This window comes from Erythrobacter longus (assembly GCF_000715015.1).
GTDB classification, from domain to species: domain Bacteria; phylum Pseudomonadota; class Alphaproteobacteria; order Sphingomonadales; family Sphingomonadaceae; genus Erythrobacter; species Erythrobacter longus.
Genome location: NZ_JMIW01000006.1, coordinates 21,288 through 37,594, shown reverse-complemented (window position 1 = coordinate 37,594; position 16,307 = coordinate 21,288). Strand labels below are relative to the sequence as shown.

Annotated in this window: 15 protein-coding genes and 1 tRNA gene; 7 read left to right on the top strand and 9 right to left on the bottom strand. The window is 56.6% G+C overall.

The features are described from left to right. Window positions 1-63: 63 nt before the first annotated feature. The 3 genes from EH31_RS12320 to EH31_RS12310 all read right to left on the bottom strand — a co-directional run bounded on the left by EH31_RS12320 (window position 64) and on the right by EH31_RS12310 (window position 2,301). Window positions 64-984, bottom strand: a complete 921-nt coding sequence (locus tag EH31_RS12320) for a DUF481 domain-containing protein (protein WP_034960761.1) — start codon at window positions 982-984, stop codon at window positions 64-66. A gap of 4 nt (window positions 985-988) precedes the next feature. Beyond that, window positions 989-1,513, bottom strand: a complete 525-nt coding sequence (locus EH31_RS12315; RefSeq protein ID WP_034960760.1) for a DUF1993 domain-containing protein — start codon at window positions 1,511-1,513, stop codon at window positions 989-991. A gap of 113 nt (window positions 1,514-1,626) precedes the next feature. After that, window positions 1,627-2,301 (bottom strand): GcrA family cell cycle regulator, encoded by a 675-nt coding sequence (locus EH31_RS12310; protein WP_034960759.1) that lies wholly within the window; start codon window positions 2,299-2,301, stop codon window positions 1,627-1,629. A gap of 173 nt (window positions 2,302-2,474) precedes the next feature. Between EH31_RS12310 and EH31_RS12305 the strand changes: the two genes are divergently transcribed. Next, a complete protein-coding gene (locus EH31_RS12305; RefSeq protein ID WP_034961229.1) occupies window positions 2,475-3,266 on the top strand; it encodes an ABC transporter permease in 792 nt (263 codons plus the stop codon). A 53-nt stretch (window positions 3,267-3,319) separates the two neighbouring features. Here EH31_RS12305 and hspQ read toward each other — a convergent pair whose 3' ends face one another. Then, a complete protein-coding gene (hspQ, locus tag EH31_RS12300) occupies window positions 3,320-3,700 on the bottom strand; it encodes a heat shock protein HspQ (RefSeq protein WP_034961227.1) in 381 nt (126 codons plus the stop codon). Window positions 3,701-3,878: 178 nt separating this feature from the next. On the opposite strand from hspQ, the gene EH31_RS12295 reads away from it, so the two are divergent. The 5 genes from EH31_RS12295 to EH31_RS12275 all read left to right on the top strand — a co-directional run bounded on the left by EH31_RS12295 (window position 3,879) and on the right by EH31_RS12275 (window position 8,372). Then, window positions 3,879-3,968 (top strand) — tRNA-Ser (locus tag EH31_RS12295). Between the two features lie 440 nt (window positions 3,969-4,408). Continuing rightward, window positions 4,409-5,821 carry a circularly permuted type 2 ATP-grasp protein gene (locus tag EH31_RS12290; protein WP_081853419.1) on the top strand — a complete coding sequence of 471 codons (1,413 nt, stop codon included), beginning with the start codon at window positions 4,409-4,411 and terminating at the stop codon, window positions 5,819-5,821. A 3-nt stretch (window positions 5,822-5,824) separates the two neighbouring features. Further along, window positions 5,825-6,766, top strand: a complete 942-nt coding sequence (locus tag EH31_RS12285) for an alpha-E domain-containing protein (RefSeq protein ID WP_034960758.1) — start codon at window positions 5,825-5,827, stop codon at window positions 6,764-6,766. A 3-nt stretch (window positions 6,767-6,769) separates the two neighbouring features. Further along, window positions 6,770-7,570, top strand: coding sequence for a transglutaminase family protein (locus tag EH31_RS12280; RefSeq protein ID WP_034960757.1), 801 nt, complete (start codon window positions 6,770-6,772; stop codon window positions 7,568-7,570). A 43-nt stretch (window positions 7,571-7,613) separates the two neighbouring features. After that, complete coding sequence (locus EH31_RS12275; RefSeq protein ID WP_034960756.1) at window positions 7,614-8,372, top strand: proteasome-type protease; 759 nt, start codon at window positions 7,614-7,616, stop codon at window positions 8,370-8,372. A gap of 108 nt (window positions 8,373-8,480) precedes the next feature. Here the strand turns inward: EH31_RS12275 and EH31_RS12270 are convergent, their stop codons facing one another. The 5 genes from EH31_RS12270 to EH31_RS17875 form a co-directional block, all read right to left on the bottom strand. Beyond that, window positions 8,481-10,454 carry a hypothetical protein gene (locus EH31_RS12270; RefSeq protein ID WP_051699234.1) on the bottom strand — a complete coding sequence of 658 codons (1,974 nt, stop codon included), beginning with the start codon at window positions 10,452-10,454 and terminating at the stop codon, window positions 8,481-8,483. Between the two features lie 118 nt (window positions 10,455-10,572). Next, complete coding sequence (locus EH31_RS12265; RefSeq protein ID WP_206742034.1) at window positions 10,573-11,955, bottom strand: serine protease; 1,383 nt, start codon at window positions 11,953-11,955, stop codon at window positions 10,573-10,575. 94 nt (window positions 11,956-12,049) lie between these two features. Further along, complete coding sequence (locus EH31_RS12260; protein ID WP_034960754.1) at window positions 12,050-12,286, bottom strand: hypothetical protein; 237 nt, start codon at window positions 12,284-12,286, stop codon at window positions 12,050-12,052. Between the two features lie 14 nt (window positions 12,287-12,300). Beyond that, window positions 12,301-14,256 carry a TIR domain-containing protein gene (locus EH31_RS12255; protein ID WP_034960753.1) on the bottom strand — a complete coding sequence of 652 codons (1,956 nt, stop codon included), beginning with the start codon at window positions 14,254-14,256 and terminating at the stop codon, window positions 12,301-12,303. 383 nt (window positions 14,257-14,639) lie between these two features. Continuing rightward, window positions 14,640-14,810, bottom strand: a complete 171-nt coding sequence (locus EH31_RS17875; RefSeq protein WP_206742033.1) for a hypothetical protein — start codon at window positions 14,808-14,810, stop codon at window positions 14,640-14,642. 4 nt (window positions 14,811-14,814) lie between these two features. Between EH31_RS17875 and EH31_RS12250 the strand changes: the two genes are divergently transcribed. Continuing rightward, window positions 14,815-16,134, top strand: coding sequence for a polysaccharide lyase family 7 protein (locus EH31_RS12250; RefSeq protein WP_051699233.1), 1,320 nt, complete (start codon window positions 14,815-14,817; stop codon window positions 16,132-16,134). Window positions 16,135-16,307: the final 173 nt, after the last annotated feature.

Here is a 16,307-nt window from a genome sequence, read left to right as displayed (position 1 = left end):
GGGGAGCGAGACTTTGCGAACCGCTAAGTGAGCATTAGTCGCAGCGGGGTGGGCATCTCCGGCTCAAAACCCGTAAATGACCGTGATGCGGCTTAGTGTATCGGTTTTGACCGCGCCGGCGGGTGGATCGGTGTCGTGTTCAACCGTGTAGGACAGGCGCAATGACACCGCATCAGAGATGGAGGCCTGGAGGCCGGTATCGGAGATCAAAGTGCTCGACCCGCTCTGGATGAAGGCGCTCGCATCTTGTGTGAAGGAGAGTTTGTCGGAAAGCTCCCAGTCAAAGTCTGCTGCGGCAAGGGCTGCGATATTGCTGGTGGTGGTCCCGGCAATAAGCTCGGTGCGCCGCCATGCGGGGCCTGCTTTAACAGAGAGGGTCGGGCCAGCGGTGAGGACGTCATATCCAAGGCCGCCCGAGGCAGAATAGCGGGCGGCAAATCCCTGGAACCGGTCGCGCTCATATTGGGTGAGGCCATAGGCGTAGAGGCGGTCGCTGATCTTGTAGTTGAGCTCGTAGGCGGCGAGGAATTGCTCACGGGTGGTGACCCCTTCGGAGCGCTGGTAATCGGCGCGTCCTGCGAGTTTGTGGCGCCAGTTGATGCCGTCCTTGGTAAGCGCAAGGCTGGCGGTGACGCCGGTGTTATCGGCATTGCCCGACGACATGAACGCGCCAAGTTCGCCTTTGCCTGACCAGTTCTCGAAGATGCCAGCGGAGCGGATCTCGGCTTCCTCGGCGGCGGCTTGTGCGGCCTCGTTCGCGGCAAGCCGGGTCTCAAAACCGGCAAGGATCGTGTCCAGCTCTTTGCCATCATCAGGATTGGTAATGCGGGCGATGTCGATGACGGTGCGCACTTTCGCCTCGTCACCGGTCGCGATGGCGGCATCGATCATGGCGCGCACGGGCTCTGGCAATTGGGCCTGAGCTGGTGTGGGCACAAGGAGGAGCGCGGCAAAGGCTGCCGATGTGAAAACTGATCTGGTCATGAAATTACGCCTTCGCGATGCGCATCCGCCCGAGGAAATCGGTCTTGCCGATGCTGACACCGAGATGGCGCGCAATCGAATAGGCGGCGCTTGCGTGGAAATAGAAGTTGGGCTGGCTGAAGCTGAGAAGGAAATCCTCAACCGTGAAATCCATACGCGTGGTTTTGAACTCAAAGCGCATATCGCGCCCGATCCAGCTTTCCATCTCGTCTTCGCTAAGTGCTTCGAGCGCGGCCTTCGCACCGGCAAGCTTTTCGCGCAGGCCATCAAAACTTCCCGGGGGAGGGTTGAGATCGGGGCTGTAAACGCCCTCTTTCACTGCGGCCAGCGCGCCTGCCGTGTGCTCGGCAACGCATTTGATCTGATAGGTGAAAGGCAGCATGTCATCGATGAGGCGCGCATTAAGGATTGTGCTTGCATCGCACCCCTGCTGTCCGCACCAGCTTTCGGTTTTGTCGACGAGGTGGTTCGCTGTTCCAATCATTTGGAGACCGCTTGGGACAAAACTGGCGTGAAGCGAGATCGGCATGAACTGCCCTTTTTTGCAAATGTGTTCTAATGGAAATGCCCCGCCAGACGGTCCGGCGGGGCAAATAGGTGATGCACAAGGGCGAGACTGGTTAAGCCCCTAGCACGCCCGTTTTAGCGTACCCGCGGCCCGCCAAATGGCAGCGGCGGCGGGGGCCGGCGGGCACCACGCGGAAGCTGTGCCTGATAGGCGCGGCCACAATGTTCAACGCAGTAAGGAAAGCCCGGGTTCACGGCATTGCCGCAGAAATGGAAGTCAGGCTCGCCCGGGTGTCCCATGGGCCAGCGGCAAACCTTGTCCGACAAATCCAGAAGGCTGGTCTTGTCTTTGATCGATGGATCAGGCTTTGCCGGGACAAGGCGGCGCGGCGGAGCAGGGGGGATCGGCGGTTGCTGATCACCCGGCCCCTGACGCAAGAAGCCGCCTGGACCAACCGATACGATCTTGGGAAGATCAGGTGTAGGATTGGGGACAGGCTGGCTGTTAACCGGGGCGCTTGCCTTGGTGGCAGGCGCACTTGCTGCTGCGGGCGCAGGTTTCGCCGCAGGCTTGGGTGCTGCTTTCTTTGGAGGTGCTGCCGCCTTGGTCGCGGGCTTTTTGGCTGCCGCTTTCTTCTTCTTGTCGCCCGATTTTACCGGCGACGGCCGCGATTTCAGGCCCAGACGGTGCGCCTTGCCAATCACAGCATTGCGGCTTACCCCGCCAAGCTCTTCAGCGATCTGGCTTGCGGTCGATCCGCCTTCCCACATCTTTTTGAGCGTATCGATCCGCTCGTCAGTCCAACTCATAAATCGTCCGTTCGTTATCTGCCACCTTTAGATAGGCAGCTTGTCACATTGTGCCAGAGGCCTTAGGCGCATGCGCTATGGAAAGAAATCTTTCAGCCACACCGACAGGTGCCACACCTTCCCAAGACAGCAATGCAGCCGGGAGCACCCGGTTTCCCCCTCGCGGTGTCCCGATGATAACCGGAATCAATCGCGTCGGGCTCTTGGCCCTCTATATGAAGGAGGTCCGCCGGTTTCTCAAGGTCCAGACGCAGACGATTTGGGCTCCTGCGGTCACAACTCTGCTGTTTCTGGTGATTTTCACGGTCGCATTGGGCCGCGGTGGGCGCGAAGTACTGGGTGTGGACTTTGCAAGCTTTGTGGCGCCAGGCCTCATTGTGATGGGAATGATGCAAAATGCCTTTGCCAATTCCTCCTTTTCGCTGCTCGGTGGAAAGATCCAAGGGACGATCATCGATTACCTGATGCCCCCGCTATCACCGGGTGAGCTTATGGCGGCAATCGTCGGCGCTGCTGTAACGCGTGCGATCATGGTTGGCGGGGCGGTTGCGCTCGCCATGCTGCTGTGGCCGGGGGTTTCACTTGGGGTTGCCCACATCTGGGCGGTGATCTGGTTCGGTCTGATGGGAAGCGTGATGCTTGGGCTCATTGGCTTGGCGACGTCGATCTGGGCTGAAAAATTCGACCACAATGCCGCGATCAGCAATTTCATTGTTGCCCCGCTATCGCTGCTCTCGGGCACCTTTTATGTAATCGACAACCTTGCGCCTGCCTTCCAGGCGGTGAGCCTTGCAAACCCGTTTTTCTACGTGATTTCAGGCTTCCGCTATGGCTTTTTGGGGCAAAGTGACATCGGTTCGAGCGATGCGGTTATGCTCGCTGCAATCGGGCTTGCGTTGCTAAACGCAGTCTTTGCTTTGGCGGTGTATTGGGTGCTGCGTTCTGGCTGGCGCCTCAAGAGCTAGGCCCTTAAGAGCTAGGCCCTTAAGAACTAGGCAAGGTGCGCGCTCGCTGAAGATTAGTGGGTGAGCGAGCGGCGCATACGATAGCGGCCGTTCTGGAATTGCTCAAACAGTTGCGGCACGGTTGGGTGATCAACCGGCCCACCGATGCTGTCGTCAATCAGATTGCCTTGGCTGACATAAGCGACGTAGCTTGATTCTTCATTCTCTGCGAGCAGGTGATAGAACGGCTGTTCGCGCGGCGGGCGCATGTCTTCAGGGATGGCCTCGTACCATTCTTCGCTGTTGGCAAAGACCGGGTCGATGTCGAAGACGACACCCCGGAAATCGAGCAGCCTGTGCCGAACCACTTCGCCAATGCCAAAGCGGCTTTTGGTCAGGCGCGGCGCATTGATGCTGCGTCCTGCTTGACTGGAGAAGAAATGAGAGCGTTCCATAACAGCCATAATATGGACCCTTACCCGGGCAAAACAAGCGATTTGCGGGCCAGCGTCCCAGATATGCCCGTTTTTGTTGCAACCTAACGCTGCCAAGGGGCTTGGCATTTGCGCATACGTGGTCTAACGGGCGCCCTCCTTGTGCAATTTAGACCTCTGCGAAACGCCAAGGACATGCGGAGAGATGCCGGAGTGGTCGAACGGGGCGGTCTCGAAAACCGTTGTGCTCTCACGAGTACCCAGGGTTCGAATCCCTGTCTCTCCGCCAATCACCCTTTTCCAGCCGTTCGCTGATTTTCGCGAAAACCCCTGAAAACCTAGGATTGCGCGGCCTACTCGGTTCCGGCGTGGACCTTGCGGTGCCCGGCTCAACAGGTCCGAGCAAGCCGTCCGGCGCGCAAGCGCCAATGACGATAGCTTCCCCCAAACGAAGAACTCACTGATTATCAGGACCTTTGACATCGCTGGCTTCAGTAAGCATTAAAGGGGCGGCCCATAAATATATGGCGCTCGATGTGACGTCCAACTCTAAGTCGACAGTTGGGTATCACCCTTCACAACTTGTCTGGCTTCGGCTAGCTTTGATGGCAGGGAGGAGGACAATAAGCAGCATATCATCGGCTGCTTGTGGCCATTCCGTGGATCGCGGGATTTACCTTCGATCTGATTTACATCCTAAGGGGGTTTGCGATCGATTTCTTCGACGAGATGCTTGGCGATTCTAATGGCGCGCAAGGCGCTTCATTTCGAGAGCCGTTCGCTGCATATGGGGAATGGCTTGACAATGAAGAACCCAAACGCATTCTGAAAAAATCCGCGCAGGCAGAAGCTTTCTTCCGCACGACTGGCATTACCTTCAACGTCTATGGCGAAGAGGATGCTGATGAGCGGCTCATTCCCTTTGATGTGATACCGCGGATCATCTCTGCGTCGGAATGGCGCAGATTATCACGTGGGATTGAACAGCGCGTGCGCGCCATCAATGCGTTTCTTCACGATATCTACCATCGTCAGGAGATATTGCGGGCTGGCCGCGTCCCGTTTGAGCTGATTGCGAATAACGAGGCATTCTTGCCGCAGATGGTGGGCGTCAATCCGCCGGGCGGTGTCTACACGCATATAGTTGGCACAGATATTGTGCGCACCGGGCCGGACGAATTTTTCGTTCTGGAAGATAATGCCCGCACCCCTTCTGGCGTTTCTTACATGCTGGAAAATCGTGAGACGATGCTGCAAATGTTCCCCGAGCTGTTTTCGCGTATCGCGGTTCAGCAGGTCAGTGATTACCCGACAAATCTGCGCCGGTCGCTCGCCGCATCAGCGCCGGCCGCCTGTGCTGGAAAACCGGTCGTTGCGGTGCTGACGCCGGGCATTCACAACTCCGCCTATTTTGAGCACAGCTATCTGGCTGACCAGATGGGTGCAGAGCTGGTTGAGGGGCATGACTTGCGGGTCGTCGATGGCCGCATCGCCATGCGCACCACGCAAGGATACACGCCCATTGATGTCATTTATCGGCGCGTTGATGACGAATATCTCGACCCCTTGAACTTTAATCCGGACTCCATGCTGGGCGTGCCCGGGATCATGGATGTGTACCGATCAGGCGGCATAACCATTGCCAATGCCCCGGGGACAGGGATCGCAGATGACAAAGCGATCTACAGCTATATGCCTGACATTGTGGAATTTTATACGGGCGAAAAGCCAATATTGAACAATGTGCAGACATGGCGATGCAGCGAACCGGATCAGTTGCAATATGTCCTCGACAATCTGGCAGAGCTGGTTGTGAAAGAGGTGCATGGCTCAGGCGGCTACGGAATGCTGGTTGGTCCTGCTGCGAGCAAGCAAGAGATCGAGGATTTTCGCGCAAAACTGCTCGAAAACGCTGCAAACTATATTGCGCAACCAACCTTGGCGCTCTCGACTGTGCCGATCTTTACCGAGAAGGGCTTGGCTCCGCGGCACGTCGATCTGCGGCCTTTTGTACTGGTGTCGCCAGAAAGGATCGACATCACGCCCGGTGGCCTTACGCGGGTCGCGATGACCGAAGGATCACTGGTAGTGAACTCCAGTCAGGGAGGCGGCACCAAAGACACCTGGGTGCTGGAGGAGTAGACGATGCTAGGAAAAACAGCAGGCGGTCTGTTCTGGATGTTCCGTTATCTTGAGCGCTGCGAGAACAATGCCCGGCTTATTGACGCAGGCTTTCGGATCGCCCTGACGCGTTCAGCAACAGCCAAATCCGAGTGGAAGTCGATCCTCACAACGGCAGGCTCACTGGCGGATTATGATGACCGCCATGACGACTATAGCTCTGCCGAGGTGGTCGATTTCATGTTGCGCGATCCGACCAATCCATCGAGCGTAATCTCGACCATGAAACAGGCACGGGACAATGCCCGGTTGGTGCGAACCGCGCTCACCCGGGAGGTTTGGGAGGCGACCAATGAAAGTTGGATGACCTTGAAACAGATTCTGGCCGCTCCAGTGGCCGAGCAGGATTTGCCAGACGTGCTTGCGAGTATCCGCAGGATGAGCGCGCAGGTCCGCGGTGCCACTGCCGGAACGATGCTGCGCAATGATGTTTTCAATTTCATCCGCCTTGGCACATTTATTGAGCGCGCTGACAACACGGCGCGTATTCTCGATGTGAAGTATTACTTGCTCCTGCCGTCGATTGCGCAAGTCGGCTCGGCGATTGACGTCATGCAGTGGGAAACGATCTTGCGGACCGTGTCGGCCCAGCGCGCATATCGCTGGCTCAATGGCGCTGAAATCAGCCCATCAAACATCGCCGAGTTCTTGATCTTATACAGCAAGATGCCGCGGTCTTTGATCTTCTGCAGCCAGAAGATTTCCGACAATCTCGGCTATCTTGAACAGGATTATGGAGTGAGCTTGGCTTCGCATGAGGCGGCAAAAGCGTCGACACAACGTCTGCGCAAAGCCTCAATTGACCAGATATTCGATCAGGGCCTGCATGAATTCATTCAGGAATTCACTGCGCAGAACAGCCGGCTCGCTGCGCAGATTGAACATGATTACCGGTTTCTGGAATAACCCATGCAACTGATCATCAATCATACCACACAATACCACTATGACGCGCCGGTCGATTATGGCCTGTTGCAGGTTCGGCTGACCCCTAAATCGCGCGAGGGTCAGCAAACCCGTGTTTGGGACCTGACTGTCAAGGGCGGCAAGAAAGAGCTCTCCTTCACTGACCAGTTCAACAATCATGTCGAACTGATCAGCATTGAACCGGGTAGCCAACGCATCACCATTCATTGTCGCGGCGAGGTTGACGTGACCGCAAGCAGCGGCGTTGTCGGCCAGCATAGAGGCCATATGGCGCTCTGGAATTTCACCCGGGAAACCCCGCTCACCCAAAGCGGCCCGCACATCGCGGCGCTGCTTGAAAAGTTGGGGGGTGGCCACACCAACGACATTGCCATGGCCCATGCTTTATCGGCTTTGATCGTCGAACGTGTTCCCTATCAAATCAGCCAGACCAACGCAGAAACCAGCGCTGAAGGGGCACTCAATATTGGCGCTGGCGTGTGCCAGGATCACGCCCACATTTTCCTCTCAGCGATGCGTTCGCTCGGCTTTCCGGCACGCTATGCCTCGGGTTATCTGATGATGAATGACCGGGTTGATCAGGACGCCACCCACGCATGGGCTGAGGCGCATTTTGACGGCATCGGCTGGGTCGGGTTCGACGTTTCGAACGGGTATTCGCCCGACGAACGATATGTCTGCGTCGCGACCGGGCTCGATTATCGCGATGCTTCGCCGATTTCCGGTATGCGATATGGTGACACAATCGAGAATATGGTTGTGCAATTACAGGTGCAGCAGTAACTCGGATGAACGCGGGCAATTCGCAGCCGCAAGGTATTTCAAAATGACATATTGTATTGGACTTCGGCTCAAAAAGGGCCTCGTCTTCATGTCTGACACCCGCACGAACGCGGGCGTCGATGACATTTCTCAGGTGTGCAAATTGAAGACCTGGCAAAAACCGGGCGAGCGCGTCGTGACGCTGCTCACGGCCGGAAATCTGGCGACTACTCAGGCGGTGGTCAGCCTGCTTGATGAACGCAGCAAAGCACCAGAAGATCGCAGCCCGTCGATACTCGAGGCACCCTCGATGTTTCAGATTGCCTCGATTGTGGGAGATACACTGCGCGAGGTTGTGAAAACTTATGCGCCCGATGGCCAAGAAGCTGCATCGCCATTTGGTGCAACGTTGATTTTGGGTGGTCAGATCAAAGGCAGCGAACCGCGGCTTTTCCTGATTTATCCAGAAGGAAACTTTATCGAAGCCAGCGATGATGCCCCCTTCTTCCAGAGCGGCGAAACCAAATATGGCCGCCCAATCCTTGTGCGGGCCTACGATCCTGAAATGTCGTTTGAAGATGCCGTCAAATTGATGCTTGTCTCATTCGATTCAACCATCAGAGCGAACCTTGCGGTCGACTTGCCGCTCGATGTACAAGTCTATGAGGCTGACAGCTTCGTCGTTACAGCGCAGCAACGAATTCATCGCACAGACCCCTATTTCCAGCAGATTACCAACGGCTGGGGCGAGGCACTGCGAGGCGCCTTTCAGTCTCTGCCAGACTTCCAATTTGCATCACCAGAACCACCAAAGCCCGAGTAATATCTCATCGCCTGAAATGAAGGTGGATAAGGGCTGGCTACGCCCACTACAGACGGGATGCGATTAGACTGGCAGCATCAGATGCGCCGCTTTCCTGGCTGGCGCGCACTATGCAGGGACGGTCATGATCTTGCTGCTGAAGACCGATTGCCAGCTTTGGATCTCGTCAAACACGATCTGGTCGGTGGCTTTGGCAAGATCGGCGACCTTGTCGTAAGTCACTGCCCCCTCTGGCGCATTCAATGAAAGATCAATGCGTTCAGCAATCGCATCAAGCTTTGCCGCAGTCACTTTTGAAATATCTGCAAAGCGTTCAAAATCACCAAAGTAACGTATGCCAGCGAACGCACCGCCCAGGGTCGGCAGCGCCACGGCAAGGACAGTGAACCACTTGGCTGATCCTGCCACAAACGCCTCACTGATCCAGCCCAAATGCCCGGCAGCGGTAAGCGCTAAAAAGGTCGCCACCATCACAATCGCGCCGACAAACAGACGTTCGGACAAATGATCGAGGCCATGGTGCACGCGTTCAAGATATTCGGCTTTGTATTTGTGGTACTGGCGCTGTTCTTCGATGTGGTGAGTGCGAAGAGCTTTAAGGGCGGTTCGAAGATAGGCCTCGTCAACGCGCGCTTGAGGTAAACTCACCGCGCGCGCGACATGCTGAACGTATCTTTCAGGCCATGCGTTTTCGATTGTTTGCGGCCATTCGCCCTTTGACCGAGCCACTCCCAGTGCGGCCAGGATCGGGGTGTGGCGCAAATACTCTGCCGCTCGGCGGGTTTCGAACCAGCGAGTGTGCAGCTCTCGCCTCCTGCCAATGGCGGTGTTGACTACGATAACAAGCAGCAAAACCAATTCGATGCTGGCAAAAATCCACTTATACGAGGGATCGACCACGGGCAGATAAGACACGCCCATAATGATTGCGCCTGCACCCAGCAGAAAATTCAGAACCATGCCGGAGCGATGACGGTCCGAATAGTCCGACGCGATACCATCAAGCCAAATGTGCCGCTCAATGATTTGCGAAGTGATACGCTGCGACAGTCGATCATCCTTGGGCGTGAGCGAGGCAAGCGCTTTCAGAACAGGCTCGCTCATTCCTTGCGACACTTCAGAGGGCTGCTCATACCGTTGCCGGATGGAGCCCAGCTTTCGGCCAATCCCGCGCTCGCCAAACAGCACCTGAACGCGCCTGAAAGCGTGGCTTTTGAGGCTGCTTTGTTTCCTCAGTTCGAGGTCTGCCAGCATTGCGCTCGTCTTTTCGTCGAGCGGAGTGCTGGTTTCGGCAACGAGCTGATCCAGACGGGTGTGAACGGCTGATTGATCAAGCGGTACTCGGCCCCCCGACAGCTCCTCAGGCGACGAGAGGATTTGCCATTCATTCGGTTGGGTCGGATCAATCCAAAGCACCGGAGCGCCTTGCTCAAGGGCCATTAATGCGGTGTGTCCTGTCCCGCCGATATTGGCAGTGGATTGGCCATCCCAGACCGCGACCAACACATCTGATTGCTCGATCAGGATTTGGCCTGCAAGCGCTGCTCGCAGTGCCGTGGCAGCAGCCAATTCATCGTGCGCGGTCTGATCGGCGTTGAGGGCGACTGCGTTGAGCAAAAGCTCTTCCACTCTTGCATCGTTATCGGCCAATTCGAAGATTGCGCCTCGATTGGCCAGCGCTTCGATTGCAGCGACCTTCGCCTTGGTCCTTGGGTCATCAGGGGTTTTTCCGGCAAGGATCGAGCGGACAGTTCCTGGATCACTGGCCCCGGAATTAATCGCAGTGTTTAGCCTGCGACCAAAGGGGAGCGGGACAACCAGTTCCCATTCGCGGTCCAGCGCTAATCCGGCTGCAAGATGGTCGGTGCCATCGGATAATAGCGTGAGGAGCCTTGGTGAATGGTCTGCGGCGTTTGATTTGGCCAAGCTTGCCTCAATCAGCGAGAAAATCCCCTGAATCACATCGCTGAGGTCAGACGGATTTTTCGGAAAAGACGCGTGCGCGGCGCGGTGCCCTGTGACGCCGACGGCAAACTTGGGGATTGGCAATTGCGTCGCGGTCGGGCCGGCGGACAAGTTCACTTTGGTTGAAATTTCAATACACCCCCGCTCAATACACCCCCCGCCGGCAACGCGTTGATCTCATGCTATCCATGGGAAAGATCAAGCACAACTGCAAAACCCAGTTGAAATCGGCGGTCTACCGAAAAAGGTGTTTGCGGTTAGCGCGCATGCTCGGGGCAGAAGCTTTCGCTCGGTCGATCCAATCACGGTAATATCCAACGTCTGTAAAAATCGACGGTGTGTTGGTCAGCCCGCATCCAGCGCTTCCCGAAACCAGTCCGATCAGGGTTTCTGTGCGCGTGTCGACCAGTGGGCCACCGCTATCCCCCCGGCAACTGTCGATCCCAGTAGGGGAGCCTACGCAAATCTGACCAGGGGAAAGCTGAATTTGGCGGCGGATGAAGTGGCGATTGTACCTGCAAACCGAGTTTTTCTGAACCCATACCTCGCCTTTCAAAAGGGAGGGTTGCGCCGGAGTTTGCCGCTGTCCATCCAGCGCGAAAATGTTGCTCGAACTGGTTGCGGGCTTGTTGTAGCCCCAACCGCTGAGGAGCAGTGGAACGCTGCCTGAAGGCTGTGCCGGGGTGCGCGCTGGTTTGACCGAACGCAGACGACTGCCAAATCCAGTTGGCACGGCGTTCAGCTGAATGAGGGCGATATCGTGCTGAAGCGTGTCGCTTCGAAAGTCGCCATGGACCAACACATTCCTGATTTCGAACAGGTTGCGCCGACCGTTGATATTGATCGATCCAAGATGAACCCGGCGCCCGGCAAAAAACTTTGCGTCTTCAAGGTTCCCGATGCAGTGCGCAGCGGTTAGCAGGAACTTCGCGCCCAGATAAACCGCGCCGCAAGTGTGGTTGATTTCCCAGTCTTTGAGCTCGCGTCCGAACCGTTCAATTTGCGCGTCGCGCTCGCTGCGCTTGTAATATGCGCTGGTGCTTGCGCCGTGCAGCGAAAACTGCGCCTGCCACGGGATTTCTCCCTCAAGAGCGAGTAAACCCCTGCTGACATAGCCGGTATCCCCGCGGAAAAAGGTCTCTAGAAATTGTTTCTCGGCATCGCTGCAATAGCGCACGGCGGACGCATCGGGGTCGGTACCATCACCAATGGGATTGCCATCGGAAAAGAACTTGCAAGGGTTGCCCGCATCGCGTCCCAGCAACATATCGCGCGCATTGGCGTAGCTTTCAGCACGAACAAGGACCGGAATGGCTTGCCAGCGATCATATTCCCGCTCTTTCAGCAAAGCCGTCACGCGGCCAAGTTGCTGATCATCGTATCCAGCGAACAATCGCAATGTCTTGATTGCGGTCGGCCGATCAGTTTCGACCAGTAGCTGTGCGAACATTCCCCGTTCGCCTTCGTCAAGATGTCCGATCACGCGCGCCAATGCGTACCGGTCGTAAACGTCCAATTCTGCATAGAAATCGTAGAAAGGAGCGATCTCATCCGGATAGAGTTCGCCGACAATGCGTTCGTAACTCTGCTCGGGAGAAAGGGGGGATTGTGCCTGCACGGGCGCCGCCAAGAACGCGCTCAGACACGCCGCTAAAAACACCAGCAGGCCCGAAAGACAAGTGCTTACGGGCCTGACTGCTGTTTGCGTGTGATCAGTCGTGGATTGGATTGCCATCTTGGTCGGTTCCAGTAGCATCGCTACCTTCGCCTTCTGCCTCTTCGGCGCTGGCTTCTCCTGTCATGGTGCCATCGGCTACTGCGTCCGCGTCCGCTGCTTCAACAGCTTCCGCCGCTTCTTCAGTTGCACCTTCACTTTCCGCAGGCGGCGTGCAGGCCGCAAGTCCAAGCGCAACCGCAAAAGCCGATCCAATTGCAACGTGTTTTCTCATAATTTGCCCCTTGTTTATCCTAACTCAAATCCGAGCCGCTTCTGTATAGACTCAAAGGCTTGATCCTGTCGAATGGGATCAAGGTTCTGGTCTGATCGTGACAGGACTAGCCCCGCATCCCCAAAAGCCAAAGCCTTTTCCAAAGCGGCAATAGCCTCGCCCCCCTGACCCCATTGAGCCAGAACCTGCGCTTGTTGATAGAGGCTGTTGTCGCCGAAGCGTTCAACCATTTCGGCAAAAGCTTGATCGGCAGCCTCGCGGTTGCCGTCCTGCGCCTCAAGGATTGCCAGGCTTGGCAAGCGCGAAAGTGTGCTGGGTTCGCGTTCGTAAAGCGCGCGCGCATCATCAATGCGGCCATCGAACCGCGCAATATCGCCAAGAATGCGGTTGGCGATGCTAATCTCCTCATTGAGCGCGAGCGCTCTTTGCGCTGCGCGGGTAGCCGCGGGATAGTCGCGTGCGGCGAATTCCAGAACGGCATCTGCCCGAAACACTCCGCCATTAAGGGGATCAAGCCTTTCGGCCCGCTCAATTGCATCGCGTCCGCCTTCGAAATCGCCGATGTAAGAAGCGAAGAAGGTGTATCCTGTGAGAATATCGGCATTGCCATACCCAAGTTCGAAACTGCGCTGATAAGGTTGGCGTGCAGAGGCAAGATCGAGCTTTCCATTGGCCAGCACAGAGCCCAGCGAATCATACCCTTGGGCAAGATCGGGCTCCAGCTCAATCGATGTTCGCGCCGCCTCCATCGCTTGTTCGTAATAGGATGCAAGCTCACTGCCGCTCGCATAGCGATTGCCCAAAGCGGTCAATACGCGCGACCGGAATGCGTGCGCGGCGGCATATTGTGGATCGACTGCGATCGCTTCATCAAGCGCGGCAAGCGCGGCCCGGTCTGTCTCTTCTTTTGAACTGACCTGTTGATAGAGGCCGATCCCGCGAAGATAATGATCAAGCGCCTGCGCGTTTTTGGTCCCGCCGATCCGTTCTGCGCCTGCGATTTCGCCTGCGGAAAAGCTGGCAAGGAGCGAATCGACGACCAAAGTCGCGATCCTGTTCTGGACGGATAGAACGTTGTCGATCTGGCTCGTGAAAACGTCTGACCACACGTCAAGATCGCTTTGCCCGTCGATCAGCCGCGCCGTCACTCGCAATTCTTCGCCTTCGCTGCGCACGCTGCCTTCGAGCACGTGCTGAACGCCAAGCGTTGCTGCAATTTCGCTGGCGGTTTGATCGCTGTCCTTGAACTTGTCCGAAGACGTTTGCGCAGCGACGGCCAGCTGTCGATTGCGGCTCAGGATTGCGCGCAGCTCCTCTGATAGGCCTGCTGACAGATAACCGCGTGAGGCATTTCCGGTGAGGTCCTCAAAAGTAATTACCGCAAGGCTACCCGGCGTGCCTCCAGCACTGAACGCTCCGCTTTGCCATAACGCAAGGCCCGCTCCGGCAGCGAGAATGCCTCCCCCTCCAAGGGCGATTGCGGCGCGCCGGGACAGTCCGCTGGTGCCACTGGCCACATGTGACGCTGCAAAAATTGGCTCTCCGCCTGCCCTCTCTTCGACTTTGTCCAATGCCGCGACCACATCGGCAAAGCGCGCCCGTTTGGCAGCACTACCGCTGCCGGTAAGGTCGATATACTGGATTTGCCGAAAGCCGAGCGGCGGCTGTGTTCCGTCGAGCGAGACCGACAACATCCGCCCCCGGTCGCGGCCACGGGTGGCTTCATCGCGCACCCAATCTGAATTGATCGAAGTTTGGGTCCACACCACCAGGACAACGTCGCTCGTCTCAAGCGCCGTTTCAGTTACCTGAGAGAAGCGGTCGCCTCCTTCGAGCAAACCATCCCACCAGACCCGATGTCCGCGCTCACTCAGCGCGTCGATGATCGGCAGGACATCCTCGCGGTCAGCGCGCGAATAGCTCACGAAAATCGAGGCCAAACCTTCTGGAGTGGAATTGTTGCCGCTCACGCATTTCCCCCGCCAACCCAAATCGCTGGCATTCCTAACACTGCGACCGTTGCCGATATGCTGGCCAATGAATTGGCAAAGCGCAACTCTTGTTTTGAATGCCTAAGCCCGGGAACAGTTTTTGGGCAAGCTGAGAATGCTGCGCGAACCTGGCGATTCCTGCCCAGCCATACGTTTCCTGCTCAGCCAGAGCATTGCAGCCTTCATTGCTCGACCGTTATCGGCGGGCGGCGCAAATGGTGCGGTTTCCAAGTGTGACGGCAAAAACTGTCATACCAATTTGGCATGCAACTTGGTTGCTTTCTTGCCAGCTTTACGTACCAATGGGCTCATCACACTGGATGAAGGATGTTTCCTTTGCATTTTAGGCCGCCGAATTTCAGTCATGCCCTTTCATCAGGCTTTGTCGCTCTTTCGACCTGTATGCTCATCACGGCTTGCGGTGGGGGCGGCGGATCGCCTGCACCAACGGCTACTTCGGCGCCGTCGCCCATGCCAAGCGCTACGGCGACGCCCGCACCTACACCGACACCGACACCTGTTGTATCGTGCAACGGTTTGAACTTCCTCAATATTTCATCGGCTGAGGCGAGCCAGTCATCGGCTGGCGGCTTTGAGGCGGACAATGCGATTGATGATGGGCTTGGCGCAAATTCGCGTTGGAGCGCATCCGCGCTTCCGGCGACACTGACCCTTGATCTGGGAGCCGAGTTTCTCGTTCGCGAAGTTGGCCTTGCATTTCATCTGGGCGATGTGCGCAGATCGACATTCTCGCTTGATGTGTCGAGCGACGGGACCAACTTTACAAACCTTGGTGCAAGTCTCGAGTCATCGGGCGATACGCTTAGTTTTGAGCGGTTCGATGTAACCGATACATCGGCGCGATTTGTACGGATTTCTGCGGAAAGCACTTCGGATAGCAATCCCTTTGGAATTGTTGAAGCTGCGGTTTTTGGATGCTCTGATGGCACGCCAACGCCTGTTGTTGCACAGCCGTTTGACACCCGCATTTTCGGGCTTGATCCATCGGTCCCCCCCGGGCGCAATTTCACGCTCCTTGATTGGGCGCTTGATACGCCTGCCGTTGACCCATCCGATGGTTTTGCGCAGCGCACTCAAGACCGCGATTTGGAAGGTTTCTCCGATGAATTCTTCTTTACCGCGCCCGATGGAGGCATGACTTTCCGGTCCACGATTGCAGGGGCAACGACGTCGGCCAACTCGCGGTTCACCCGTTCCGAGCTGCGCGAGATGCTGCGCAATGGTGATCGCAGTATCAGCACGCAAGGCGTCAATCGCAACAATTGGGTGCTGGGCTACCAGCCCGATCCTGGCGTGCCCATTGGCGGGCGCGGCGGCGTGCTCAAAGGCACCCTTGCGATCAACCATGTCAGCACCTCGGGCACCGATTTTCATATTGGCCGCATGGTGTTTGGACAAATCCACGCATCAAGCGATGAACCCATCCGGTTGTATTATCGCAAATACCCTGAGAATGATCGCGGATATATCTATTTCGCCCATGAAATCCGGGGCGGGGACGACATTTATTTCATGGTCGTCGGCCCTGAAGTTGGCGACCGGGACAGTCAGCCGGAGGTGAGGGATGACCCCTTCAATGGCATCGCGCTTGATGAAGTATTCTCTTATGAAATCACCAATGCAGGTTCACGCATCGATGTGATTATCCGCCGCGGCGATGAGGACGGTGAGATTATCGGTCACAACTTCGTCGATATGGCCGCCGAGAACAGCGGATACGACACAATTGACGAGTGGAACTATTTCAAGGCTGGTGTCTACACCCAGAACAATACAGGCGACCCCACCGACTTTGATCAAGCGACATTCTATCGGTTGGAAAATATCCATGATTAGGTGAGCCGCTCAAAGGACGATTGAACCAATGTTGGCGATATGTTGTCGTGCGATGCAGGATTTACCAACAGGTATTATGAAAAGGGTTGAATTGGTCTGAACAACCTTCATAACACTCCGAAGGGGCAGCGCGCGTTCGGTGCGTGCAAAGATTTATGCCCGAGGACACCGGG